The sequence below is a fragment of the Arthrobacter sp. Leaf69 genome (assembly GCF_001422645.1).
Taxonomy (GTDB): Bacteria; Actinomycetota; Actinomycetes; order Actinomycetales; family Micrococcaceae; genus Arthrobacter.
On record NZ_LMLR01000013.1, the window covers coordinates 177,218 to 201,917 of the forward strand.

The 24,700-nt window shown below is 68.3% G+C and carries 20 protein-coding genes and 6 tRNA genes; 7 read left to right on the forward strand and 19 right to left on the reverse strand.

Translation table 11 applies throughout. The features are described from left to right. Positions 1-36 precede the first annotated feature (36 nt). From ASE96_RS13760 to ASE96_RS13800, 9 genes are all read right to left on the reverse strand, one after another. Positions 37-2,202 (reverse strand): 3-hydroxyacyl-CoA dehydrogenase NAD-binding domain-containing protein, encoded by a 2,166-nt coding sequence (locus tag ASE96_RS13760; protein WP_056431460.1) that lies wholly within the window; start codon positions 2,200-2,202, stop codon positions 37-39. Continuing rightward, positions 2,199-3,443 (reverse strand): thiolase family protein, encoded by a 1,245-nt coding sequence (locus tag ASE96_RS13765; protein WP_056432193.1) that lies wholly within the window; start codon positions 3,441-3,443, stop codon positions 2,199-2,201. The genes ASE96_RS13760 and ASE96_RS13765 overlap by 4 nt, the downstream gene beginning before the upstream one ends. 271 nt (positions 3,444-3,714) lie before the next feature. Beyond that, positions 3,715-5,088, reverse strand: a complete 1,374-nt coding sequence (locus ASE96_RS13770; RefSeq protein WP_056431463.1) for an HRDC domain-containing protein — start codon at positions 5,086-5,088, stop codon at positions 3,715-3,717. A gap of 86 nt (positions 5,089-5,174) precedes the next feature. Beyond that, positions 5,175-5,822, reverse strand: coding sequence for a DUF3000 domain-containing protein (locus tag ASE96_RS13775; RefSeq protein ID WP_056431465.1), 648 nt, complete (start codon positions 5,820-5,822; stop codon positions 5,175-5,177). 72 nt (positions 5,823-5,894) lie between these two features. Next, positions 5,895-6,983, reverse strand: coding sequence for a threonine aldolase family protein (locus ASE96_RS13780; protein WP_056431468.1), 1,089 nt, complete (start codon positions 6,981-6,983; stop codon positions 5,895-5,897). An 88-nt stretch (positions 6,984-7,071) separates the two neighbouring features. Continuing rightward, positions 7,072-7,830, reverse strand: a complete 759-nt coding sequence (locus tag ASE96_RS13785) for an SDR family oxidoreductase (protein ID WP_056431471.1) — start codon at positions 7,828-7,830, stop codon at positions 7,072-7,074. Next, the gene (locus ASE96_RS13790; RefSeq protein WP_056431474.1) at positions 7,827-9,236 is read right to left on the reverse strand and encodes a DUF6421 family protein; all 1,410 of its coding nucleotides are present in this window, start codon (positions 9,234-9,236) and stop codon (positions 7,827-7,829) included. The genes ASE96_RS13785 and ASE96_RS13790 overlap by 4 nt, the downstream gene beginning before the upstream one ends. 309 nt (positions 9,237-9,545) lie before the next feature. Then, a complete protein-coding gene (gene msrB, locus ASE96_RS13795; RefSeq protein WP_056431477.1) occupies positions 9,546-10,061 on the reverse strand; it encodes a peptide-methionine (R)-S-oxide reductase MsrB in 516 nt (171 codons plus the stop codon). Between the two features lie 14 nt (positions 10,062-10,075). Continuing rightward, on the reverse strand, positions 10,076-10,564 hold the full coding sequence (locus ASE96_RS13800) for a hypothetical protein (RefSeq protein ID WP_056431480.1): 489 nt from the start codon (positions 10,562-10,564) through the stop codon (positions 10,076-10,078). Positions 10,565-10,751: 187 nt separating this feature from the next. Between ASE96_RS13800 and ASE96_RS13805 the strand changes: the two genes are divergently transcribed. Next, positions 10,752-12,107: an alpha/beta hydrolase family protein gene (locus tag ASE96_RS13805; RefSeq protein WP_082492738.1), complete on the forward strand. Its 1,356-nt coding sequence runs from the start codon at positions 10,752-10,754 to the stop codon at positions 12,105-12,107. A 78-nt stretch (positions 12,108-12,185) separates the two neighbouring features. On the opposite strand, the gene ybaK is transcribed toward ASE96_RS13805, so the two are convergent. Genes ybaK through ASE96_RS13820 form a run of 3 tightly spaced genes read right to left on the reverse strand, consistent with a single transcriptional unit; the run spans position 12,186 to position 14,123 of the window. Continuing rightward, complete coding sequence (gene ybaK, locus ASE96_RS13810; protein WP_056431483.1) at positions 12,186-12,683, reverse strand: Cys-tRNA(Pro) deacylase; 498 nt, start codon at positions 12,681-12,683, stop codon at positions 12,186-12,188. A 42-nt stretch (positions 12,684-12,725) separates the two neighbouring features. Beyond that, positions 12,726-13,184, reverse strand: coding sequence for a SufE family protein (locus tag ASE96_RS13815; RefSeq protein ID WP_056431486.1), 459 nt, complete (start codon positions 13,182-13,184; stop codon positions 12,726-12,728). 21 nt (positions 13,185-13,205) lie between these two features. Beyond that, on the reverse strand, positions 13,206-14,123 hold the full coding sequence (locus ASE96_RS13820) for a sulfurtransferase (RefSeq protein WP_056431488.1): 918 nt from the start codon (positions 14,121-14,123) through the stop codon (positions 13,206-13,208). A gap of 253 nt (positions 14,124-14,376) precedes the next feature. On the opposite strand from ASE96_RS13820, the gene zapE reads away from it, so the two are divergent. Further along, on the forward strand, positions 14,377-15,414 hold the full coding sequence (gene zapE, locus ASE96_RS13825) for a cell division protein ZapE (RefSeq protein WP_056431491.1): 1,038 nt from the start codon (positions 14,377-14,379) through the stop codon (positions 15,412-15,414). Positions 15,415-15,710: 296 nt separating this feature from the next. Here zapE and ASE96_RS13830 read toward each other — a convergent pair whose 3' ends face one another. The 6 genes from ASE96_RS13830 to ASE96_RS13855 all read right to left on the reverse strand — a co-directional run bounded on the left by ASE96_RS13830 (position 15,711) and on the right by ASE96_RS13855 (position 16,697). Then, positions 15,711-15,980: an antitoxin gene (locus ASE96_RS13830; protein ID WP_056431495.1), complete on the reverse strand. Its 270-nt coding sequence runs from the start codon at positions 15,978-15,980 to the stop codon at positions 15,711-15,713. Between the two features lie 172 nt (positions 15,981-16,152). After that, positions 16,153-16,227 (reverse strand) — tRNA-Val (locus tag ASE96_RS13835). 38 nt (positions 16,228-16,265) lie between these two features. Further along, positions 16,266-16,338 (reverse strand) — tRNA-Gly (locus tag ASE96_RS13840). Positions 16,339-16,395: 57 nt separating this feature from the next. Continuing rightward, a tRNA-Val gene (locus tag ASE96_RS13845) sits at positions 16,396-16,470 on the reverse strand. Positions 16,471-16,508: 38 nt separating this feature from the next. Further along, a tRNA-Cys gene (locus ASE96_RS13850) sits at positions 16,509-16,579 on the reverse strand. Between the two features lie 45 nt (positions 16,580-16,624). Further along, positions 16,625-16,697 (reverse strand) — tRNA-Gly (locus ASE96_RS13855). Between the two features lie 327 nt (positions 16,698-17,024). Between ASE96_RS13855 and ASE96_RS13860 the strand changes: the two genes are divergently transcribed. Then, a tRNA-Val gene (locus tag ASE96_RS13860) sits at positions 17,025-17,096 on the forward strand. A gap of 107 nt (positions 17,097-17,203) precedes the next feature. Then, positions 17,204-18,052, forward strand: coding sequence for a cytochrome (locus tag ASE96_RS13865; RefSeq protein ID WP_056431498.1), 849 nt, complete (start codon positions 17,204-17,206; stop codon positions 18,050-18,052). Between the two features lie 668 nt (positions 18,053-18,720). Here ASE96_RS13865 and ASE96_RS13870 read toward each other — a convergent pair. After that, positions 18,721-20,871, reverse strand: a complete 2,151-nt coding sequence (locus tag ASE96_RS13870) for an HNH endonuclease signature motif containing protein (protein ID WP_082492739.1) — start codon at positions 20,869-20,871, stop codon at positions 18,721-18,723. A gap of 615 nt (positions 20,872-21,486) precedes the next feature. Here ASE96_RS13870 and def point away from each other — a divergent pair. Genes def through ASE96_RS13885 form a run of 3 tightly spaced genes read left to right on the forward strand, consistent with a single transcriptional unit; the run spans position 21,487 to position 24,637 of the window. Then, positions 21,487-22,083 (forward strand): peptide deformylase, encoded by a 597-nt coding sequence (gene def / locus ASE96_RS13875; RefSeq protein ID WP_056431502.1) that lies wholly within the window; start codon positions 21,487-21,489, stop codon positions 22,081-22,083. Continuing rightward, on the forward strand, positions 22,080-23,000 hold the full coding sequence (gene fmt / locus ASE96_RS13880; RefSeq protein ID WP_056431506.1) for a methionyl-tRNA formyltransferase: 921 nt from the start codon (positions 22,080-22,082) through the stop codon (positions 22,998-23,000). Before def ends, fmt begins: the two co-directional genes overlap by 4 nt. Further along, positions 22,997-24,637, forward strand: a complete 1,641-nt coding sequence (locus tag ASE96_RS13885; protein WP_056431509.1) for an RsmB/NOP family class I SAM-dependent RNA methyltransferase — start codon at positions 22,997-22,999, stop codon at positions 24,635-24,637. The genes fmt and ASE96_RS13885 overlap by 4 nt, the downstream gene beginning before the upstream one ends. Positions 24,638-24,700 lie beyond the last annotated feature (63 nt).

The window sequence follows — 24,700 nt, forward strand, 5'->3', positions numbered from 1 at the left end:
TGGCGGCGGGGACGGCGGCGCTTCAATGTTCGGCTGCTAACCGGCCGGCTCGGACGCCACACCGGGCGCCAGGAACTTCCTGCCCGTGACCCGCTGGGAGGCTCCCACCCGGTCAAGGTACGGCGTGATGCCGCCGAGGAACATCGGCCAGCCCGCGCCAAGGATCATGCAGAGGTCGATGTCCTCCGGGCCGGCCACCACGCCTTCGTCCAGCATCAGGCCGATTTCCTCCGCCAGGGCGTCCTGCGTGCGGCGCAGCACCTCCTCGGCGGTGGAGGGCGAATCGCCGAAGGACATCAGCGCCAGGGTTTCGGCAGGGATCACGGGTTTGCCGGCCGTCACCGAGGCCGGATCCCAGATGGATTTCACCCCGTTGTCGATGAGCTTCTGCAGGTTCTGCGAGACCGGGAACCGGTCCCCGAACGCGGTGTGGAGCGATTCCTGGACGTGCTGTGCGACGGGGAGTCCCACCATGGCGCCGAGCACAAACGGCGTCATGGGCAGGCCCATCGGGCGCAGCGCGTTGTCCGCCACGTCGGCCGGGGTGCCCTCGTCGAAGGCGGCCGTCACTTCGCCCATGAGGCGCAGCAGGAGGCGGTTCACCACGAACGCCGGGGCGTCCTTGACCAGCACGGCGGACTTCTTGAGCCCTTTGGCGAGTTCGAACGCGGTGGCCAGCACGGCGTCGTCGGTCTTGGGGGCGCGGACGATTTCCAGCAGCGGCATCACGGCCACGGGGTTGAAGAAGTGGAAGCCGACCAGCCGCTCCGGGTGCTCCAGGTCCTCGGCCATCGCGGTGACGGACAGCGAGGAGGTATTGGTGGCGAGGATGCACTCCGGCGAAACGATCGCCTCGACTTCCTTGAACACCTGCTTCTTGACATTGAGCTCCTCGAAGACCGCCTCGATGACGAAGTCGGCATCGGCGAAGGCCTCCTTCGACACCGACCCGGTGACCAGCGCCCGGGTCCGGTTGGCGGCATCGGGGCTGATCCGGCCCTTCTGCAGCAGCTTGTCCACTTCAGCGTGCACGTAACCCACACCCTTGTCCACGCGGGCCTGGTCGATGTCCGTCATCACCACAGGCACCTTGAGCTGGCGGGCGAAGAGCAGGGCCAGCTGGCTGGCCATGAGGCCGGCCCCCACGACGCCGATCCGGGTCACCGGGCGCGCGAGCTTGCGGTCCGGGGCGCCGGCGGGCCGCTTGGACCGGCGCTGCACGAGGTCCAGGAAGGCGTAGACAGTGGAGCGGAACTCGTCGGTCTGCATGAGGTCCGCGAGAGTCTCGCATTCCAGCTCCGCGGACTGGGCCTGTGTCAGCGTGCGGTTGGCTTCCATCACCTCGAGGACCTTGGCCGGTGCAGGGGAGGCGTTGGAGGTCTTGGCCGCCACGAACGTCCGGCCCGCAGCGATGGCGCCGGCCCAGCGGGCGGCGACCCCGGGATCGGCGGGGTCGACGGCGTTGGCGCGCTCAGGCGTCACGGCGCCGGCGATGACCTGCGCGGCCCACGCGACGGACTGTTCGACGAAGTCCGCCGGCTCGAACATGGCGTCCGCCACGCCCAGCTTGAACGCCTGCGGCCCGGTGAGGGTGCGGTTGTTGCTCAGCGGGTTCTCGATCATGACCTTGAGGGCGTTTTCCGGGCCGATGAGGCGGGGCAGGATGTACACGCCGCCCCAGCCCGGGATCAGGCCGATGAAGGACTCGGGCAGGGCCAGCGCCCCGGCAGCGGTGGACACCGTGCGATACGTGGACTGCAGCGCGATTTCCAGCCCGCCGCCCAGGGCGAGGCCATTGATGAAGGCGAAGCTGGGGACGCCCAGGTTTGCCAGGGTGGAGTAGACGTCGTGGCCGAGCTGGGCCATCCAAAGGCCCTGTTCACGGCCGCTGACCGACTTGACGGTGGACAGGTCTGCACCGGCGACCAGGAAGTACGGCTTGCCGGTCACGCCAACGCCCGCGATCTCGCCGCGCGCTGCACGCTCCTTCAGGCCTTCCAGGACGGTGCCGAGCTCCATCAAGGTGTTCGGGCCCAGGGTAGTGGGCTTGGAGTGGTCCAGGCCGTTGTCCAGCGTGACCAAGGCGAAGGTGCCGGGGCTCGTGCCGTTGACGGCGGGCAACTGGATGTCCTGGACGTAGGAGTGCGTCACCGTCTCGTTCGGAAACAGCTCGGCAAGCTTGTGGAAATCGGCGGCGCTCATGCTGCGGCTCCAGTCTTGTTGGTGGTGTATTCGGTGCCGTAGTCGGCGTGGTTCGGGTTCTCCCAGATGACGGTGGCACCCATGCCCAGGCCAATGCACATGGTGGTCATGCCGAAGCGGACCGTGGGGTCCTCCTCGAACTGGCGGGCCAGCTGGTTCATCAGCCGGACCCCGGAAGAGGCGAGTGGATGCCCGACGGCGATCGCCCCGCCGTAGCGGTTGACCCGAGGGTCGTCGTCGGCGATGCCGAAGTGGTCCAGGAAGCTGAGGACCTGGACGGCGAAAGCCTCGTTGATTTCGAACAGGCCGATGTCTTCGATGCCGAGCCCGGCGTTCTTGAGGGCCTTTTCGGTGGCCGGGACAGGGCCGATACCCATGACTTCCGGTTCGACGCCGGCGAAGGCGTAGCTGACCAGGCGCATCTTGACCGGCAGGCCAAGTTCCTCGGCGGCGTCGGCGGAAGCCAGCAGGGCGGCCGTGGCGCCGTCGTTGAGGCCGGCGGCGTTGCCGGCCGTGACCCGGCCGTGCGCGCGGAACGGGGTGCGCAGCGCGGCGAGGTCCTCCACCGAGGTGCCCGGGCGCGGCGGTTCATCCACGGTGTTGACGGTCCAGCCCTGGCCCGGCTTCATTGTGGCGACGGGCACCAGGTCCGGCTGGATCTGGTCCTTGGCGTAGGCGGCCGCCAGCTTGTCCTGGGAAGCAACGGCGTAGGCGTCAGCGCGGTCCTTGGTGATGGCGGGGAAGCGGTCGTGCAGGTTTTCGGCGGTGTTGCCCATGTTCAGGGCGGCCGGGTCCACGATCCGTTCGGACATAAAGCGGGGGTTGGGGTCGGCGCCGGCACCCATGGGGTGGTTGCCCATGTGTTCCACGCCGCCGGCGATCACAACGTCGTAGGCGCCGAAGCCGATGCCACTCGCCGTCGTCGTCACGGCGGTCATGGCGCCGGCGCACATCCGGTCGATCGCGAAGCCCGGCACGGTGCGTGGCAGCCCGGCCAACAGGGCGGCGGTGCGGCCGATGGTCAGGCCCTGGTCGCCGGTCTGCGTCGTCGCCGCGATGGCCACTTCGTCGATCCGATCGGCGGGCAGGGACGGGTTGCGCCGCATCAGTTCCCGGATGCACTTGACCACGAGGTCGTCGGCGCGCGTTCCGGCGTAAATGCCTTTCTCGCCGGCGCGGCCGAACGGGGTCCGGACGCCGTCGACGAAGACGACCTCGCGCACGGTCCTGGCTCTTCCGATGCTGGCGCTTGCGCTGCTGGGGGTTGCGCTGCTGTTGCTTCCGCTGCTCGGGCGTTCGCTCACGTGGTACTCCTCATCGAGACATGGGTGCCGGTTCCGGGCCCAGGGCTCTGGGAGCCAAGGGCAGCACGGATCCGGGCGACATCAGACACCATGTTACTCGTCAGTAACATAGCTGGCAAGGAGTCCGGCGCCGCGCCGTCTGGAGCCTTATGCCGGCAGAGAGATGCGTGCCGGCGGGGGAGTCTTCCTGGGGTTGGAGCAGGGCGGCTTAGGTCGCAGTGTCCGGGGCCGTTCCGGCGGGCGCGGCCTTGGCTTCTTTGGCCGGCAGGGGCTGCGGGTTCGCGAAGGCCTCGGCGATCAGCGGGGCGACCAGTTCGATCTGCCACTGGCGGGCCCCGAGGTTGGCCAGTTCCTCAGCGATCCCTTCCTCGCTGGTCTCGGCCGGCGGACGCCAGGCGACACGGCGGAGGTAATCCGGCGTCAGCAGGTTCTCCACCGGCATGTTCAGCTCCTCGGCCTTGGCCTGCAGCAGGGGCCGGGCGGTGGCGAGCCTCGCGGCGGCCTCCGGGTCCCGGTCGGCCCATACGCGCGGAGGCGGGGGAGCGTTCGTGGGCAGGTGCAGGGGCGGGAGTTCCTCCAAGGCCCGGGCTGTGCTGATGCAGCGCAGCCACCTCGGCGCCTCGCGCTGGGCCGCGCGGCCGTGGAAGCCTTTGGTGCCCAGCAATTGGGGCACGGTGGTGGGCATGGCCTTGGCCGCGGCGACGAGGGCGGAATCGGGGAGGAGCCGGCCGGGAGCGACGTCGCGCTTCTGGGCCAGTGAGTCGCGCTCCATCCACAGCTCGCGGACCGCAGCCAGCTGGCGCCGGTCACGGATCTGGTGCAGTCCCGAGGTTTTGCGCCACGGGTCGACGCGAGGAGGCGCCTGGCCGGCTTCGAGGATGGCAGCGAATTCCTGTTCGGCGTAGTCCAGCTTGCCGTCGGCGACCAGAAGTTCGATGAGTTCCTCGCGCAGTTCGGTGAGGACCTCGACGTCGAGCGCGGCGTACCGCAGCCACGGCTCCGGCAGCGGCCGGGTGGACCAGTCGGCGGCGGAGTGTTCCTTCGCGAGGCCGAAGCCCAGGAGTTGTTCGATGACGGCGGCGAGGCCCACGCGGGGAAGCCCGGCGAGGCGGGCGGCGAGTTCGGTGTCAAAGAGTTTGTCCGGCCACATGCCGAGTTCGGACAGGCAGGGCAGGTCCTGGCTGGCCGCGTGCAGAATCCATTCCACACCACGCAGGGCGTCGTTGATGATGTCCAGGTTCCCGAAGGGTTCCGGATCGATGAGCCAGGTGCCGGAGCCTTCGCGCCGGATCTGGACCAGGAAGGCGCGCTGGCCGTACCGGAATCCGGAGGCGCGTTCGGCGTCCACCCCCGCGGGGCCGTGGCCTGCGGCGAGGGCTGCGGCGCACCGTTCCAGGCCGGACTGGGTTTCAATGACGAGCGGCACGCCGTCACGGGGGGCGTCGAGGTCGATGACCTCGGGGACCAGGCTGTCGAAGCCGTCCACCGCGATGTGGGCTGTGGCGTCCGTGGCCTCGGCGTTGGTTGGTGCTGTGTTGGCGGCCGCGCCCGCGGTGGTGATTTCCGGAATATGAGGGGTCATGATGACTTTAGTTTAGCGACAACACAGTGTTGCGGGCCGCGCATTCGCCAAAACCGGGCCGATTGTCTGCGTTCGCGGGGCCCGGCTCAGGCCAGGCCGCGGCGCCAGCGCGGCAGCGGGATGACGCCTTCAGGCAGCGGCGGAAGGCCTGCGAAGGTGCAGACCATATCCGACCACGCCTCGAGGTGGGAGGTGATGTCCGGCGTGGCGGGCGTCCAGGATGCCCGGAGTTCAATGTCGATCGAGTCGGGCCGCTCCGACAGGGTTCCGAAACTTTCGGACAGCACCCGCGTGGCGGTGCCGCCGGCCGAGCGGTACGGCGCGGCGTGGTTCTGCAAGGCTTCGACGAGCCAGGTCCAGGCGACGGAGCCGAGCATGGCGTCGTTGCCCATTTCCGGTTCCAGCTGGGCGCGAATGTACGTGACGATCCGGAATTCGCCTTCCCACACCTCGGATCCGTCGGGGTCGTGGAGCAGGATGAAACGCCCGGTGGCCAGTTCGACGTCGTCGCTTCCGGACGCACGGGCCAGGGCCGCGGCGGCCGGGCCGTGGGCGGCGCCGGAGAGGGCAGGTCCGCCGGGGGCGACAACCTCCGCCCCGAGCGCGACGGCGAACGGTGCCAACCGCGCGGGCGCCGGAATCTCCTCCAGGCGCAGCTCGCTCCTGGTTCGTGCCTGCCGCAGGGTCCCCAAGGCAAAAAGAAAATCTGCCGGAACCTGGTCAATTGCGTTCACAGTGGAAGAGTATGCAAGGGACGGTCCCCGGCCCGGCAGGCTCGCCGCCGGGCAGGGGAAGCCGTGCAGTGCTCAGCCGGCAGCGAGTTCGCGCTTGATCGCAGCGATGAAGGAATCAACGTCTTCCTCGGTGGTGTCGAAGGAACACATCCAGCGGACCTCGCGGGCCGCCTCGTTCCAGTCGTAGAAGCGGAAGGACTTCCGCAGCCGGTCGGCTACACCGGCCGGCAGGACGGCGAAGACGCCGTTGGACTCGGTCTTCTGGCTCAGTTCCACACCCGGGATGGACTCGACGCCGGCCCGCAGCCGCGCCGCCATGGCGTTGGCGTGTGCGGCGGAGCGCAGCCAGAGGTCACCCTCGAGCAGGGCGATGAACTGGGCGGACATAAAGCGCATCTTGGAAGCCAGCTGCATGTTCATTTTGCGCAGGTAGATCAGCCCCTGGGCTGCTGCCGGGTTCAGGGCGACCACGACCTCGCCGAAGAGCAGGCCGTTCTTGGTGCCGCCGAAGGAGAGGATATCCACGCCGGCGTCGCGGGTGAAGGCCCGCAGCGGCACGCTCAGGTGGGCGGCGGCGTTGGCCAGGCGGGCGCCGTCCATGTGCAGCTTCATGCCCTTGGCATGGACATGCTCCGCTATGGCCCGGACCTCGTCCGGCGTGTAGCAGGTGCCGAGCTCGGTGGTCTGGGTGATGGACACGGCCAGCGGCTGGGCGCGGTGCTCGTCGCCCCAGCCCCAGGCTTCCTTGTCGATCAGCTCGGGGGTGAGCTTGCCGTTTGCCGTGGGGACCTGCAGCAGCTTGATGCCGCCGATCCGCTCCGGGGCGCCGTTCTCGTCCATGTTGATGTGGGCGGTCGAGGCGCAGACCACGGCCCCCCACCGCGGCAGCAGGGATTGCAGCGAGAGCACGTTGGCGCCGGTGCCGTTGAAGACCGGGAAGCATTCGATGCCTTCGCCGAAATGCTCCTCCATCAGCTGCTGCAGCCGGGCGGTGTAGTCGTCCTCGCCATAGGAAACCTGGTGGCCCTCGTTGGCGGCGGCCAGTGCGGCCAGCACCTCGGGGTGGACGCCCGAGTAGTTGTCCGAGGCAAAGCCGCGGACGGCAGGATCATGGAGCCGCGCTGCGGTGCGGGCAGGGGCAGTTTCAACTGTGCTTGTCATCGATTTGCTCACGCTTTCAGTCTAAGGAGGTCCGGGCCCAACGGCTAAGTGCGGTGCATGGGCTCAGTGGCTAAGTCCGTTGCCGGGTTCAGGCTTTGGGTTCGGGACCCAGCAGCAGCCGCTGGCCGTTCAAGTCCGCCGCGGGGGAGGAGAAGAGCCCGACGGCGGCAGCGGCCAGGTCCTCGACGTCGGTGAAGCCGGGGAAGGTCCGTTCCGGGGACTTGGCCCGCATGGCCGGGTCCACGAGGGCCTTCACCACGAAGGTCACCGCGGCGCTGTGCTGTTCGACGGGATCCTGCTTGTGTCCCGACTGCCCGCGGTGGAAACCGTCGGCGACGGCCAGGGTCCAGGCCTCGGCGGCGGCCTTGGCGGCCACGTAGCTGGCGCCGCCCGCCGTCGGCTTGCTCACGGCGGTGGAGGAAACCATGGCGAAGCGCCCGGCGTCGGAGGCTGCGAGGTCGTCGAAGAAGACCCGCGTGACGTTCCGCAGCGTGGTGATGGCGCCGCGTTCCAGGAACTCCCAGTCCGCGTCGCTCTGGTCCGTGATGCCCTTGGCGCCGCGCCAGCCGCCCACCAGGTGGATGACGCCGTCGACGGTCCCTCCCGTTCCGGCCAGCATGGCATGCACGCTCGCGTGCAGCGACCGGACCTCCGCGAGGTCGGCGAGGTCGCACACAAGCGGTGTGACGCCGCTGCCGGCTTCCGCGGCGGCCGCCTCAATCCGGGGCCTGTCCGAACCCACGGTGAAAACGGTGTGCCCGGCGTTGCGCAGGGCGCGGGCGGCGGCGATCCCCGAAGGGCCGCTGCCGCCCGTGACCACCACGTTCAGTGCGCGTCCGGCGCTCATCCGGCGTTCATTGCGGCGTTTGTGGCGGTGCCCGCCGCGCCCGTATCGGTCGTGCCCGTGATGCCTGCCGTGGATTCGATGACGGGGCGCATCTTCTTTTCGAGCGCCTCGTAGAACATGGAGAGGGGGAACTCGTCGTCGAGCACCTGGTCGGTGAGCCCGCGCGGCGGGCCGGCCAGGGGCAGCGCGTCCGGGCCCTTGGCCCAGACGGAGGCCGGGTTGGGCGTGACGGTCCCGGAGATCAGCTCGTAGGCGGCGAGCCAGTGGGCCATCTTGGGGCGGTCGATCGAGCGCCAGTACAGCTCCTCGATCTTTGCGCCGAGTTCCACCACGACGTCGGCCGCCTCGTCCCAGTCGATGCTGAGCTTGCTGTCGGTCCAGTGCAGGACGTGGTGCTGGTGCATCCAGGCGAAGAGCAACTGGCCGCCGAGGCCGTCGTAGTTGCGGACGCGGCTGCCGGTGATGGCGAAGCGGAAGATCCGGTCGAAGATCACGGCGTACTGGACCAGCTTCGCGTGGCGGCGTGCCTCCGGATCGGCGTCCTCATCCTTTTCGATCTTGACGGACTCGCGGAAGGCGGTCAGGTCGCAGCGGAGTTCCTCCAATGAGTAAAGGAAGAACGGCATGCGCTGCTTGATCATGAACGGGTCAAAGGGCAGGTCGCCGCGCATGTGGGTGCGGTCATGGATGAGGTCCCACATCACGAAGGTTTCCTCGGTCAGCTCCTGGTCCTCGAGCAGGCCGGCAGCGTCCTCGGGAAGCTGCAGCGAGGTGATGTCCGCGGCGGCCCGGAGCACACGGCGGAAGCGGGCTGCCTCACGGTCGGCGAAGATAGCGCCCCACGTGAACGTGGGCGTTTCGCGCACGGCGACGGTTTCCGGGAACAGCACAGCGGAGTTGGTGTCGTAGCCGGGGGTGAAGTCCAGGAAGCGGATGGGGACGAAGAGCTTGTTGGAGTATTCGCCCTCCTCCAGGCCGGCGATGAACTCGGGCCAGATGACCTCGATCAGCACGGCTTCGACCAGGCGGTTGCTGCTGCCGTTCTGGGTGTACATCGGGAAGACCACGAGGTGCTGCAAGCCGTTCACCCGGTGCCGCTGCGGCTGGAACGCCTGCAGGGAGTCCAGGAAGTCGGGCACGCCGAACCCGCCGTCGGCCCAGCGGCCGAAGTCAGCGACGAGGAGGGAGAGGTAGTCGGCGTCGTGCGGGAAGGACGGTGCCAGGGCCTGGATGGCCGCCGTGATGGTCCGGACGTACCCGTCAGCCGCCTTATGGTCGGCGGTCTCCGGAACGGAGCCGTCCTGGACCTGAAGTGCCTGCAAGGCGGTGGCTGCGGCCTTGAGCTGCAGCCATTCCGCGGAGCTGGCCGGGATCTGGGCGGTGGTGGTGAAAGCGGTGGTGGTCATCAGCGGGCACCTTTCTCTGTGCTGGGAGCGTCGCTCGTCAGTAGCTAAATCGAGCCTAGCAAGAGATCAGGGTTCCTAATGCAAAATTGGCCTGAGCATAAGAAGGTCTGTGGCAAGTGGGCTGTGCAGCCTGTGCCAGCTCCAGCAGCGGCGTGGGTGCGCTCCGGGTGTTCTGCGTCCGGACGGCAGAGGGCCCCGCGGCAGCCGCTGATGCGGCGCCGGCGGGGGCCCTCCACGTGATTCACCCTGACGCCCGGTGGACGGGCCCGGGGACGCCGGGGCACCGGGCCCGGGCGTCGGGCCCGGATGCTACTTGCCGGCGTCGCCGGCAGAGACCAGCTTCAGTGAGACGGAATTGATGCAATAGCGCTGATCGGTCGGGGTTCCGTAGCCTTCGCCCTCGAACACGTGGCCCAGGTGGGAATCACACGCGGCGCAACGGACTTCGACCCGCTCCATGCCCAGGGTCTTGTCGTGGATGTACTTGACGGTGCCCTCGGCAAGCGGTGCCCAGAAGGAGGGCCAGCCGCAGTGCGAATCGAACTTCTCACGGCTGGTGAACAGCTCTGTGCCGCAGGCGCGGCACTGGTAGACGCCAGCGGTGTGGGTGTCCCAGTACTCGCCGGTGTAGGGCCGCTCCGTCCCGGCCTGGCGTAGGACCCGGTACTCCTCAGGCGTCAGTTCCTGGCGCCACTGCTCTTCCGACTTCTCGACAGGCGAATTTTCGACCTGCGGGTGAGCCGCCTGTCCGGCAGCACTGTCGGCTGCCGTCCCGGCGGGGGAGGCTACGGGTGAGACTTTGGGCTTGTTACTGAAGATGCTCATAGTTGGACTAACGCTCAGGAGTCGCCGATAAATCCCGAACCGGCGTACAGATGCAGGACCGGCAGGCCCAACTTGTCCTGGGCCTTGGTGGCCCAGTCGGTGTGGAAGGTGTCCGCAACAGCGTGCGGGCGGGTGATCACGACGGCCTGTCCGGCGCCGAGTTCGCGTACCCTGGCGACCATTCCGTCGACGGCCTTTCCCTCGACGATTTCGCCGGTCACACCGCTGCCGAGGCCGGCCAGTGCCGCGAGCGAGGCGGCCAGGGTTTCAGCGGCTTCGGCGCGTTCCCCTGCGGGATCGGAGTGTGCCGTCAGTTCACGGAAGGCCTTGGAGATTTCCAGCAGGGAGAGGTTCTCCAGGAAATCCACCAGGAGGTGCCGCTCCGTGCTTGCCGGAACCAGGACCACCAGCGGCGCATCACCGCCGGCAAGCAGGGTTTCGATGTTGACACGGTCGTCCGCGCCGAGGGGCTCTTCTGTCAAAATGACGATTGGATCACTCATGCCCCCAGCCTAGTCGCGCGCCGGGGCACCCGCACGGATTGGGGCGCCGACTACCCGCACGGCCCCGCATTGCCGGCTCCGCACGGCAGCTCCGGAGCATGCGGTGGCCGTCAGCAGGAACTGCCCGCCGGGGTCCGTGGCGCCCGCGGATGCCACTCCGGGCCGGGTGTTCGGTAAGAATGGTGCCATGGCTTCCTCCTCACGCCTCCTGCCGGACCCGCAGCGGATCTCCACCGCCCATGGAAAGGCCGCCCGCGCCGTCGCGAACTCCGCCGCCGAAGTTTCCGTTCCGGGCAGCGCCAAGTGGGCGGTGGCCGGCATCATCGGCGGGAGCGCCGCGGCCGGTCTGCTGGCTGCCGGCTCCTCAGCCCTGGCCCTCTATTTTGCCCGCCGGGTGATCACTCCCGCCCGGGTCAGGGAGGAGGACCAGGAAGTGCTCGCGGTCATCCGGGGCGCGCACGGGCTGCAGCTCATCCTCGCGGCCACCCCCGAGGCCACGGTCGAGGGCGTCTACGGGTTCTTCTTCGACGGCGGCCGGGGCCACGCCCGGATCGGCCGGATCGTGTCCTACTCGCCGGCCGAGCGCACCGTCCAGCGCGAAGTCGAAGCCGTCTACAGCGGGGACCTCAGCACGGCACGCCGCGGATACTGGAGCGGGGCCGCGTACCCCGACCCCGCCAGCATCGGCCTGCCATCGGAGGACGTGGACATCGAGGTCGACGGCGGGACCGCACCGGCGTGGCTCGTCCGGACCCCGCAGGAATCGGGCGTCTGGGCGATTATGGTGCACGGCCGCGGCGCGAGCCGGCAGGAATGCCTGCGGGCCGTCCGGACCGCCCGTGACCTGGGCATGTCCAGCCTGGTGATCACCTACCGCAATGACGGGCTCGCGCCGTCGGCACAGGACGGGCGCTACGGCCTGGGCTCCACCGAGTGGCGCGACGTCGAGGCGGCCATCGGTTTTGCGCTGGAGCACGGTGCCCGGGAAGTCGTGCTTTTCGGCTGGTCCATGGGCGGGGCCATCTGCCTCCAGACCGCCGATTTGTCCCACTACCACCCCCTTATCCGGGCCATGGTGTTGGACGCACCCGTCATCAACTGGGTGAACGTGCTGGCGCACCACGCCGAGCTCAACCGGATCCCGTCGGCAGTGGGCAGGTACGGGCAGCTGATGATGAGCCACAAGCTGGGCCGGCGGCTGACCGGCCTCGCCGCGCCGGTGGACCTGAAGGCCATGGACTGGGTTTCCCGTGCCGTGGAACTGCGGACGCCGACCCTGATCATCCACAGCGTCGACGACGAATACGTCCCCTACGGCCCATCCGCGGCCCTGGCCGAGAAAAACCCGGAAATGGTCACCTTCGAGACGTTCGACCGCGCCCGGCACACCAAGGAATGGAACGTGGATCCGGAGCGCTGGGAGCGGCTGGTCACGGCCTGGCTCGGTCAGCAGCTGGCACCCCGCGCGAATCCCGGCCAGCCGAACCCCGAGGCCCCTGATTCCGAGTCGCCGAACCCCGAGGCCCCTGTCTTGCCGAGTTGACACTTCGCGGCAGTGTTTTCCGGCAACACTGCTGTGTGCTGCACACTCGGTGCGCTTGGCGGCTGTTAATTCCGCCGGCTACTTCCTGCCGGCGCCGATCCGTGCCGTGCGTGCCCCGGTGAGGCGGATCAGTTCCGCCGGGCTCAGCTCGATGTCCAGGCCGCGCCGTCCGCCCGAGATAAGGATCGTGTCCAGGCCGAGGGCGCTGTCATCCAGGACGGTGGGGGAGGGCTGCCGCTGTCCCAGCGGCGAGATGCCCCCCAGCACGTAGCCGGTGCGGCGCTCGGCTGCTGCCGGGTCCGCCATGGCTGCCTTTTTGCCGCCCAGCGCGGCCGCCATCGCTTTGAGGTCCAGGTTCCCGCTCACTGGCACAACGCCGACGGCGAGCCGGCCGTCGACGTCGACCATCAGGGTTTTGAACACCCGGGCCGGGTCGACGCCGAGCACCTCCGCCGCTTCGAGTCCGTAGCTGGCGGCAGCAGGGTCGTGGCTGTAGGGGTGCGCGACGAACGGAACCCCGGCGGCCGCCAGTACGGCGGTTGCCGGGGTTCCTTGTGACGCCTGTTTGCGTGCCATGGGGTTCCGTCTTGTCCAGCTGCCTAAGTGACCGGGTATCCGTCAGGAGTGCTGCGGGAGGGCAGCAACCTTGCGCTTGATCCGGCCCAGCATCGCGGTCATCCCGCGCATCCGCAGCGGAGTGATGGCCCTGGTCAGTCCCAGCAGTTCCGGCATGTCATCCGGGACGGCCAGGATCTCCGCCGGGCTCAGCCCGTCGAGGCCTTCGTGCAGCACGCCCGCGAAGCCGCGGGTGGTGGGGGCCTCCGGCGGTGCTTTGAAGAAGAGCCGGACGCTGTCGGCCGCGCCGCCGTCGGACTTTTCCGTTTCAATGGTCAGGAACAGCGGCGACTGGCACTCGACCACCTGCTCCATCAGCTCCGGGTGGTCCTTGAGCCGTTCCGGGAGTTCCGGGAGTTCGCGGGAGAACTCGAGCAGCAGTTGGAGCCGTTCGGGCTCGGTGACGGCCTGGAAGTCGTCAACAATTTCCGCCAGTGCGGTGGGAAGGGCAACAGTATTCATCTCTTCCAGCTTACGCCCGGGCTACCTGGCGGCCGGAACCGTGCCGCGCTCGGCGCCCTTGACGATGGGGACGCGCACTGCGTTGCCCCATTCGGTCCAGGACCCGTCGTAGTTGCGGACCGTTTCGAAGCCCAGCAGATACTTGAGCGCGAACCAGGTGTGGCTGGAACGCTCGCCGATACGGCAGTACGCCACGACGTCGTCGCCTTCCTTCAGCCCGGCCTCGCCGAGGTAGAGGGCCTCAAGTTCGGGGCGGTTGCGGTAGGTGCCGTCCTCGGCAGCCGCACGCGCCCACGGGATGGACGCCGCGGTGGGGATGTGCCCGCCGCGCAGGGCGCCTTCCTCGGGGTAGGCCGGCATGTGCGTGCGCTGGCCCGTGTACTCCTCGGTGGAGCGGACGTCGATCAGCGGCTTGCCGAAGTGGGCCAGCACGTCTTCCTTGAAGGCGCGGATCGGGGCGTCGTTGCGCTCGACGACGGGGTAGTCGCCGTCCGCGGTGGCCGTCTTGTCCGTGGTGATAGCCCGTCCTTCGGCGATCCACTTGTCCCGGCCGCCGTCGAGCAGCCGGACGTCCTCGTGACCGAACAGCGTGAAGACCCACAGCGCGTAGGCTGCCCACCAGTTGGATTTGTCGCCGTAGATGACTACCGTGCTGTCCCGGGAGATTCCCTTGGCCGCGGCGAGGGCGGCGAATGCCGCGCCGTCCACGTAGTCGCGGGTGACCTCGTCGTTCAGGTCGGTGTGCCAGTCGATCTTCACGGCTCCCGGGATGTGGCCGGTCTCGTAAAGCAGCACGTCCTCGTCGGATTCCACCACCACTAGCTTGCCGTCCTGGAGGGCGCCGGAGTCGATCGCGGCAGCCAGCCACTCGGTGGACACGAGCCGCTCGGGGTGGGCGTAGGCGGCGAACTTCTCGTTCTGCTCAACGGGGTAGGGCATTTGATGGCCTTTCACTGAAACGGTCAGGAGGCCGGGCCATGGAAGGAGTGAATGACGGCGCCGGGCCTTCTCCAACACTAACCACGCCCCGCCGGGATTGTTCCACCGCGTTCACACTCGGAAATATGGCCTTCGTCACGTGAAGTCCTCCCGTCCACGCCGCGAGTCCACGCCGCGAAGCGGTGGACCGACGAGCGGCCCGCGCAATGCCGGTATTCTTTCTGGGGACAAGAGACCAGCAGAACGGACCACCTTGGTACAGATCGAACAGCTCGCCGCCCGCACCCCGGCAGTTTCAGTGGATGAACTCCTCAACGGTTTTTATCCCTCGCCGCGCTTCGGTGAGGTGTCGTTTTCCAGCTACCGGCCGGATCCGTCCCAGCCCAGCCAGGCCATCGCGGTCAAGGCGCTGGAGGGATTCGCGGCAAATGTCGGTGCGCGCGACGGAGACGGGCTCTTCAAGCGCCTTTTCGGCAAGAAGGACACCTCCCGGGCCGGGATCTACCTCGACGGCGGCTTCGGCGTCGGCAAGACCCACCTGCTCGCCTCGCTGTGGCACGCCGCCCCCGGACCCAAGGCCTTCGGCACCTTCGTTGAGTACACCAACCTGGTGGGGGCGCTGTCCTTCCGCAAGACCGTCGAGGCTCTGAGCCACTACAAGCTGGTCTGCATCGACGAATTCGAGCTCGACGATCCGGGCGACACCGTGCTGATGTCGCGGCTCATGCGCGAACTGGCCGACGCCGGCGTCAAGCTTGCTGCCACGTCCAACACCCTGCCGGGTTCCCTGGGCGACGGCCGGTTTGCCGCCGTCGACTTCGCCCGTGAAATCCAGGTGCTGGCGGACCAGTTCGACGTCGTCCGGATCGACGGCGAGGACTTCCGCCACCGCGGCCTGCCCGCCGCGCCGCAGCCGCTGCCGAACGAACAGCTGACGCACCACATGCAGAGCGAATTCCACGGCAAGACGGTGGCGCGCGATGAGTTCAGCACCCTGATCGACCACCTGGCCGGCGTCCACCCGAGCCGCTACCGCCAGTTGCTCGACGGCATCGAGGGTGTGGTCTGGAAGAACGTCCACACGATCACCGAGCAGGCCGTCGCGCTGCGCTTCGTCGTTCTCGCGGACAGGCTCTACGACAAGGACGTGCCGATCCTGGCCAGCGGTGTGCCGTTCGACCAGCTGTTCACCGAGGAAATGATGACCGGCGGGTACATGAAGAAGTACTTCCGCGCCGTTTCGCGCCTCACCGCCCTGGCCCGTGAGGGCCAGAACCACGAACCCTCCTGACGTTCATAGCCAACGCGGAGTTCACAACATCGCGGGGTCACTGACGGCCCATCCTGCTGCACCGGATGGACGATGAGTGACCCCGCGTTGTTTCGTTAGACATGCCGTTAGGCGGAGCGGATTCGTGTGGCTGGGCGGCGGTGCGTATGGGGCGGCGCGGGGCGGCTGATTGAAGGCGCGGCTCAGCGATCCTCGGCGTCGTGCGGTGTGCCGATAAATGCCGTGCCGTGCCGTTAAACGCCGGAGGTGCCGGCGCCGCCTCTCGGCGGGACCGGCACCTCGCTGACGTATCTGGGTCAGAGGCCTGGCTGGCGGGGTTCCCCGGTTACGGGGTGCTCACCGGCGACGGGAGGCTGTTCGGCGACGGGGGCCGCGTTCGGCCGGTCGTTCGCCTTGTCCACGAAGTCGGAAGCGCCGCGCTGCACAGCATCGATCTTGTCGGCGTGCTTTCCGCCGGTTTTGGAGTCGACGAAGTCGCCGGCTTTCTCGATGCCGTCCTTGATGGCTCCTTCGTTGCCACCAATAACTTGCTGAGCCTTGCCCTTTAGATCGTCAAGTAAACCCACGGGCACCTCCCTTCGGTCGCGGAGCCAGATCGCTCCTAGCGTCTTCCACCCTAGCGGGACGTGGCGGGGGTGCCAAGGGTGTCCGCCCAGAGGGTAAAAGAAATCGCTTCAGGCGAACAGGGTAGAAGGACCCGCAGGGCACAAAAAAGCAGCTCCGGGGGAGCTGCTTTTGTGGTGGGCGATACTGGGATCGAACCAGTGACCTCTTCCGTGTCAGGGAAGCGCGCTACCGCTGCGCCAATCGCCCGCAACCGGAAGGATCCGGTGTGGAGTTGTCATGAAGAGAGCGGACGACGAGATTCGAACTCGCGACATCCACCTTGGCAAGGTGGTGCTCTACCAGCTGAGCTACGTCCGCATTTTTAGTCCATGCCGGCTGGGCCGGTGGTACTGCATCAAGTAAGTTGCCTTACTTTGGTGGGCGATACTGGGATCGAACCAGTGACCTCTTCCGTGTCAGGGAAGCGCGCTACCGCTGCGCCAATCGCCCCTTGCATCCGACCTAAACCGGAACCAGGGTTTTCACCGAGGTGGGTACGGGATTCGAACCCGTGTATACGGCTTTGCAGGCCGCTGCCTCGCCTCTCGGCCAACCCACCGTGTAGATAGGATTCCGAAGAACCATACCGTGACAGTGTCCTGCGAGCGGACGACGAGATTCGAACTCGCGACATCCACCTTGGCAAGGTGGTGCTCTACCAGCTGAGCTACGTCCGCAATATTGTCTGCAATTCCCCGCCGCAATCGGCATTTCCTCGCGTTCCAACGAGTAAGAACTCTATAGGAGGTTCTGGGAACTTACAAATCGGGGCGAGGACGGCGGGGGCCGAGACCCTCGCATCCTTGAGTTCTAGCGGTTCTTGCAAACTACACCCCTGTAATTAGCCTGCCTTTTCGGGCGTCGCCACCGGGGTCCTCCGGCGACCCAAGTCGCTTGGCAGGGTGATCAGGGCGTCGGGCGGAGGACTCAATTGGTGACGCAAGCGCGGCGTGGCACCTCGATTTCTATATTCCGCCGGGGTGGGCTAGCATTCAATGGCATTGGGGCGATTGGCGCAGTGGTAGCGCGCTTCGTTCACACCGAAGAGGTCACTGGTTCGAACCCAGTATCGCCCACCCAATAAATGGTCCGTTCCGCTCACCGAGCGGGGCGGACCATTCTTGTTAGTGCAGCCGGACTGCCGTTTTTCTCCACTGTCAGACCCCCGTGAAAGAGTCTTCCCATGACCGCCCCACTTCTTGCCCATGCCACGGAATATGGCCGGATGTATGCGCGCTCCACGTCAGAGCAGTTCTCCGTTCCCTCCATCACCACCGTGATCGGCCAACAGCCCCACGGGTTGGACGGTTGGTTCGGATACATGGGCGCCAACAGCCTGGCCCAGGACCCCACACTCCCTGGCATCCTGGGCAGCCCGGCCAAAGTGCGCCAAGCGGTGAGCCGTGCGGCCAAGGCAGCGGAGACCTACCGCGACGACGCTGCGAAGCGCGGGGATCGTGTGCACAACTACTGCGAGCAGGTTGCCCTGCGTGCGTTGGGCCGTCCGCATCAGATGAAGGAAACCCGCGAAGCTCTTGCCGCCAACGGTGAAGAAGCCTTCGCTGCCCGCTTCGACGAGTGGTGGGACCTCTTCCAAGTGGAACCGATCGCCCCGGAGATCACGGTTTGGAACAAGACCGTCGGGTACGCCGGCACCTTGGATCTCGTCGCCAGGATCAACGGCCGGATATGCCTTATCGATTACAAAACCAAGGGGACCAGCCGCGACGGCACCGTCAAACCGCTGGATGACAAAGTGGTCATGCAGTTGGTGGCCGGAATGAAGGCAGAGGAAAGCCTCGTGGATCCGGTGGCAGGGGAGTGGGAAGCCTGGCAGCACGGCGATTCCCCAATCTTGCTGGCTGTCGCAATTGGGCAGACCGAGGTCCGTCCGTTGCGTGCCAACCCGGAGGTCCTGAAGCACCACTGGTGGAAGTTCTGTGCCCTGCGGAGGGTGTGGGAGATGTCCGCCGACACCGTTGCCGCCGGAACGGCGTTGCTCCCGCTGGCGCCACCGCCTCTCACCCGGTAGGGCGAGCCCGACCTTAAAGGCCCGGCGCGTCCGGCCTTAGATGTCGGGCTGGGCGCCGGGGATGGCGGGGCAGGCTGAAACATGGCACGGGGCGTGCTGAGGATGGCGCGGGGTGTGCTGAAGATGGCACGGGGCGTGCTGAGGATGGCGCGGATGTGCCGAAGAAGGCGCGGGGCGTGCTGAGGATAGCGCGTGCTGGAGTCGGCGGCATACCAAAGAGGCGCGGAATCTTCCGCAGCCACAGCCAGCTTCGGCAACGAATCCGGCCGCTGTCCGGTAACTCTCGCGAACATATCCTTTTCCGGTTCCAGGCCCCGGACGGTCGCTCGCTCGTTCGCTCGCTTCCTTGACCACACGGGTCGCTCGCTTTTCTTGACCGCGCGGGTCGCCATCGCAGCCGGCTCACCCTGACGAAGCCGCCCGGTGCCTGCACGCAGCCTGCCGTCATTTGCGTCGCGTGGCTCGCCCATTTCACGTGCGAGTGTGCCGCACTGGCCGTCGCTGGCGGCTCGCCCATTTCACGTGCGAGTGTGCCGCGAATGATCTGCTGCCCCCGTCAGAAGGCCTTGATGACCCCAGCTGATGCCGTGCCGTCGCAAGTGGGCGTCCCTGAAGCCTGTGGGAGAGCCAGAGGGCGGATCCGAGTTCACCCGACGCAACTGCCGGTGTCAGGCGGCGGTGTTGAGGTTGGCGGGGTGGAAGTAGTTGTTGCGTCGGGGGTTTTGGCGTGGGTCGATGTGCGGGGGCGGGATGAACCAGGGGATGCCGGTGCGGATTTGGATGGTCCATTGCTCTTTGTGGATCACGTGGTGGTGGTGTTTTTGGCGTGGGTCGATGTGCGGGGGCGGGATGAACCAGGGGATGCCGGTGCGGATTTGGATGGTCCATTGCTCTTTGTGGATCACGTGGTGGTGGTGTGAACAGAGCAGTACGCCGTTCTCGGTTCCGGTGGGTCCGCCGCGGGACCAGTAGGTGATGTGGTGGGCTTCGCACCAGGGGGCGGGGATGGTGCAGCCGGGGAAGGCGCAGCCCTGGTCGCGGGCGGTGAGGGCTTTGCGGATGTGGGGCGGAGTGATGTGGTGGGCTTCGCACCAGGGGGCGGGGATGGTGCAGCCGGGGAAGGCGCAGCCCTGGTCGCGGGCGGTGAGGGCTTTGCGGATGTGGGGCGGGAAGACCCGGGAGGCGCGTCCGATGTCCAGGATCCGGCCTTCGCCGCCGAGCAGGACCGGGATGATGTCGGCGTCGCAGGCCATCTTCCGGGCCGTGGCGGCGGTGACAGGGCCGGTGAAGAGCATGTTGCCGGTGTGCCCCTTTGGTGCGTTGGGCCGGAAGAAAGGTCCTGTGGCCTCACTGGCCGTGGTGTGGTCTGGGCTGGTTCCGGTCCGGTCGGCGTCGCTGGTGATGTGTTCGAGGCGGGCGAGGAGGTCGCGGTAGTCGATGGTGACCATGACCTGCGGGCGGAGTCCTCCGGTGGCGGGCAGCGAGCCGGTGGCGAGGGCGACTTTGCAGGCGCCGACGAGGCCGTCCAGGCGTTTCTGCTGCTGCGAGCGGAGGTCCAGGCACGCGGCACCGGGGTCATTTTCCGGCGTGCCGGCGGCACCGGAGGGACCCTCACAGTCTGCCGCGCCTCCCTCGTCTCCAGGTGCCGCGCCCGTCCTGGTGGGGGTGGTGCGGGGGTTGGTGGCGTTGTTCATGACGGTGAGGAGGTGTTCGAATTGTTCGGCGGTCGCGAAGATTTCGAGATGCTGCAGTCCGTGGCGGGGTTTGCGGATGAAGGCGCCCTGGAGTTGGCGGAGGAGTTCTTCGGTGGGTTCGGCGCCGTCCTGGTCCAGGGCGTCGGTCCAGTTCCGGGCTGAGAGTCCGTGGCGGGGTTTGCGGATGAAGGCGCCCTGGAGTTGGCGGAGGAGTTCTTCGGTGGGTTCGGCGCCGTCCTGGTCCAGGGCGTCGGTCCAGTTCCGGGCTGCGAGGGCGAGGAGGTCGGGGTCGTTCTCGGCTGCGGTGCGGGTCAGGGCGTGTTCCATCCCGGCGGCGGCCTCGGGGTTGCAGGTGTGCCGGACCCGGTCCAGGGCCAGGGTGATGATGGTCGCGGCCCGGGACGAGACCTCGCCGGCGGCGACGGCGGCACCGAGTTCCTCCCGTACCGGGGGCAAGGGGTCCCCGGAGAATCCCTGCCGCGGCAGCAGATCCCCGGCGAGGGCGAGCCGGCGGCGGGCCTCGGCGGCGCTGATCCGCAGCCGCGCCCGCAGGAACTCCGTGGTGTTCCGGTACCCGTCGTCCACGGCCATCCGGGACTCCGCGGCGCCCCCCGAGCCGGATGCCGCGACAGCGCCTACGGAACCCGCGGCACCTCCCGATCGGGATGCAGCCACCGCGCCGGACGCGTCATCAGGCCCGGTGCTGCCGTGGCCGGAGTCGTCCCGCCAGCCGGTGGCCCACGCCGTCTCGCCGTCCGCTGCCGCCGCGCCGAACGCGTTGCCGGGCCCGCCGGTGCCGTCGGCGGAGTCGTCGCGCCAACCGGTGGTCCACGCCGTGCTTGCTTTCGGGGCGGCGGTGGCCTGTTCCCGGGTCCGGTCCACTGCACCGGCCGCCACGACCTGCAAGTATTCCGCAACCCGCGAGAGCTCCTCGACCGTGCCGGCGAAATCCGCCGCCTCCCGGAAATCCCACAAGGCGGCGTCCCCGACCGCCGTCGCCGCCGCCTCCCGGAGCAACGCCAGAGCGGAGTCCATGCCCGCAACACCGGCCACACCGGAGGGCCCCGCCGGAGCGATGCCCCGGCCCGAGTCCTCAACGGCGATGAAATCCCTCACGGCTTCCATGGAACTCACACTAGTGGCGAGCTACGACAAAATAGCGCCGGCCAGCACCGGGCACACACTTGGGCCAACTTCACCCCGCTGGCGCCCGATCCCGTCCCGCCGGCACCGGATGCCACCGGCGCCCGATCCCGTCCCGCCGGCGCCCGATCCCGTCCCGCCGGCACCGGATGCCACCGCCGCCCGATCCCGTCCGCCAACACCGGAGGGCGGCAGCGCCGCTCCGGTAACCACACCGCCCGATCCAGCGCCGATCCGGTCCGCAATTGTGCCCCGGGCTGGCCGCACGTCGCAGAGCGCACCTGTGCCGCAACCAAGCCTCACCCGCGCCTCACCCGCGCCGCTGACCGCACCCGCGATCCATCCCGCGCGCGTCCCCGCACGCCGCACCCCGCACGCCGCATCCGGGCGGCCCTCGGCGATCCCCGCACGCCGCACCCGCGATCCACCCCGCGAGCGGAAACCGGGCCGCCCGGCCGTTCCGTGCCGTCCACCCCGCCCATCACCACCAACAGTCCACCCCACCCAGCCCGATCAACAGCCGCCGTCCGGGCCACGCTCGGTGTGCAACTAAACTGGACTGGATCCGCCGCCGCCCACCGTAAGGACAGATTGCACATGGCCATTTTGAATATCCGCATCATCGGGGATCCTGTGCTGCGCACAGTTGCCGATCCCGTGACGGAATTCGGGCCTGAGCTGGCGAAGCTGGTTGCCGACATGACCGAAACCATGGAGGACGTGGACGGCGCGGGCCTGGCCGCACCCCAGGTCGGCGTCAGCCAGCGAGTCTTTACCTACCGGATCCACGGTGTCGAGGGGCACATCATCAACCCGGTGCTGGAAAACAGCGACGACTTCCAGCCCGACGAGGTGGAAGGCTGCCTCTCCATCCCCGGCCTCGGGTTCCCGGTCCGCCGGCACCGGCACACGCGCGTCACCGGCGTGGACCTGCACGGAAACCCCGTCACCGTTGAAGGCGAAGGCATGCTGGCCCGTGCCTTCCAGCACGAAACCGACCATCTGGACGGGATCCTGTTTACCGACCGCCTGGAAGGCGAGGACCGCAAGGCCGCCCTGCGCGCCATCCGGAACGCCAACTACGACTCCATCGCCGAGCAGACGACGGCGAAGCGCGCCAAGACGGTCGGCACCAGCTTCGGGTCCAGCGCCGCAGGCTCTGGCAGTTTCGGCTCCTTCGGAAACGCCCAGTGAAAGTTCTCTTCGCGGGGACCCCGGCTGTGGCAGTGCCGTCCCTGGATGCGCTCGTGGCGGCAGGATTCGACGTCGTCGCCGTCCTCACCCGCCCGGACGCGCCGCTGGGCCGCAAACGGGTACTGACGCCGTCGCCCGTTGCTGCCCGGGCCGCGGAACTGGGCATCGACATCATTCACGCCGCCAAGGTCGACGCCGCGGTGACCGAGCAGATCGCGGCCGCCGGCCCGGACGCCGCTGCAATCGTGGCCTACGGCGGGCTCATTCCCCGGGCGGCGTTGAACATTCCCCGGCATGGCTGGATCAACCTGCACTTCTCGTTACTGCCGGCCTGGCGCGGCGCAGCCCCGGTGCAGCGCTCCCTCATTGCCGGCGACGACGTCACCGGGGCTGTCACTTTCCAGCTGGAGGAAGGTCTGGACACGGGCCCGGTGTTCGGCACCCTGACCGAAGCCGTCCGCCCCGACGACACCGCCGGGGCGCTCCTAGAGCGGCTGTCGCACAGCGGTGCCGTGCTGCTGACTCAAACGCTGTCCGCCGTCGACGCCGGCAAGGCGGCAGCGGTCCCGCAGCAGGGCGAAGTGAGCCTGGCCCCGAAACTCACCCTCGAGGACGGCCGGCTCGACTGGACGCAACCCGCCCTCGCAATCGGGCGGCGGGCGCGCGGAGTCACTCCGGAGCCCGGCGCCTGGACCACCCTGGACGGCCAGCGGGTCAAGCTGGAACCGGTCGTGCTGCGGCCCGGCGGCCCGGCGTTGACACCGGGGCAGCTGGCCCTGGAGGGCAAGACTGTCCTGGTGGGAACCGGTTCGCATCCGGTACAGCTCACCCGGATCCAGCCTTCGGGCAAGAAAATGATGACCGCCGCCGACTGGGCGCGCGGACAGGCAACACTTGAAAGCGTGGTATTCGAATGAGCGAGTCCGGGAGCGGCAGCGGCCGCGGCAACGGCCCCCAGCGCGGCGCCGGCCAGGGCGGCCAAGGCAGTCAGCGCGGCGCCGGCCAAGGGGGCCAGGGTGGCCGGGGACGGGACGGCAGCCAGCGGAACGCGCAGGGCCGGGAACGCAACCGCGGACCGCAGCGCGGCTTCACCGAGAACGCGCCCTCCCAGCGCACCCGTCGCGCCGACCCCGCCCGGCTCGTGGCCTTCGAAGTGCTGCGCGCGGTCGCCTCCGAGGATGCCTACGCCAACCTCGTGCTGCCAGCCCGGATCCGGCACCACGGCCTGGACAAGCGCGACGCCGGCTTCGCCACGGAACTGAGCTACGGCGCACTGCGCGGCCAGGGCACCTACGACGCGATCCTGGCCCGTTGCGTGGACCGGCCGCTCGATCAGCTGGACCCGGCCATCCTCGACGCGCTCCGGATCGGCGCCCACCAGTTGCTGGCCATGCGCGTCCCCGCGCACGCCGCACTGGACCAGACCGTCGGCCTGGCCCGCGCCGTGATTGGTGCCGGACCGTCAGCCCTCATCAACGCCGTGCTGCGCAAAGTTTCAGCCCGCACCCTGGAGGAGTGGCTGGACCTGCTGCTCAGCGATGAGACGGACGAAACGAAGCAGGCCGCCATCCGCTACGCCCACCCGGAGTGGATTGTGCGGGCGCTCCGGCAGTCCCTCGTGGCGCACGGACGTCCCGTCACCGAAATCAGTGACCTCCTCGAGGCGGACAACGCCGCGCCGGTGGTCAACCTCGTGGCGCTCCCCGGGCTTGGCAGCCTGGACGAGGCCCTTGAAGGCGGCGCCACACCCGGCGAACTCGTCGAAGGCTCGGCGCTTTCCAGCGGCGGAGACCTCGGCCGGCTCGCCTCCGTCCGCGAAGGCACCACCCGCGTCCAGGACGTCGGCTCCCAGCTGGTGGCCCGCGCCATGGCCGCCGTCGATCTGGGCGGCAGCAGCCAGGGGACCGGCAGCCCAGCCGGCGAAGAGTCAGCCGGCAGTCCAACCGAAAAGCCAGCCGAACGCTGGTTGGACATGTGCGCCGGTCCCGGCGGCAAGGCGGCCCTGCTCGGCGCCCTCGCCCGGGAGCACGGCGCCACCCTGCTGGCCAACGAACCGGCGCCGCACCGCGCCAAACTGGTTCGTCAGGCCCTCGCGGCTGTGCCGCACGAGGTCTGGCATGTGCGCACCGGTGACGGCCGCGAGGTGGGTACCGAGATGCCGGAGAGCTTTGACCGTGTGCTCGTCGACGCCCCCTGCACCGGACTCGGCGCCCTGCGCCGCCGCCCGGAATCGCGCTGGCGCCGGACGCCTAAGGACCTGACGGACCTGGGCCCGCTCCAGCGCGAACTGCTCAAGTCCGCGCTGGCGGCCGTGAAGCCCGGCGGCGTCGTGGCCTACGTGACGTGCTCGCCGCATCCGGCCGAAACGACCGCCGTCGTGAGCGATGTGCTGCGTAAACGCGACGATCTTGAACTGCTCGACGCCGGCGCCGCGCTGGACAGCGTCAGCCTCACGGGCCACCTCGACGCCGGACACGAACTCACCGCCCAGCTCTGGCCGCACGTGCACCGGACGGACGCCATGTTCCTGGCGCTCATCCACAAAAAGGCCTGACCAACAGGGAATACTAGGCGCGGGGGCCCGCGCCTCCACAAGGACACCGCAGCAGAACGACAA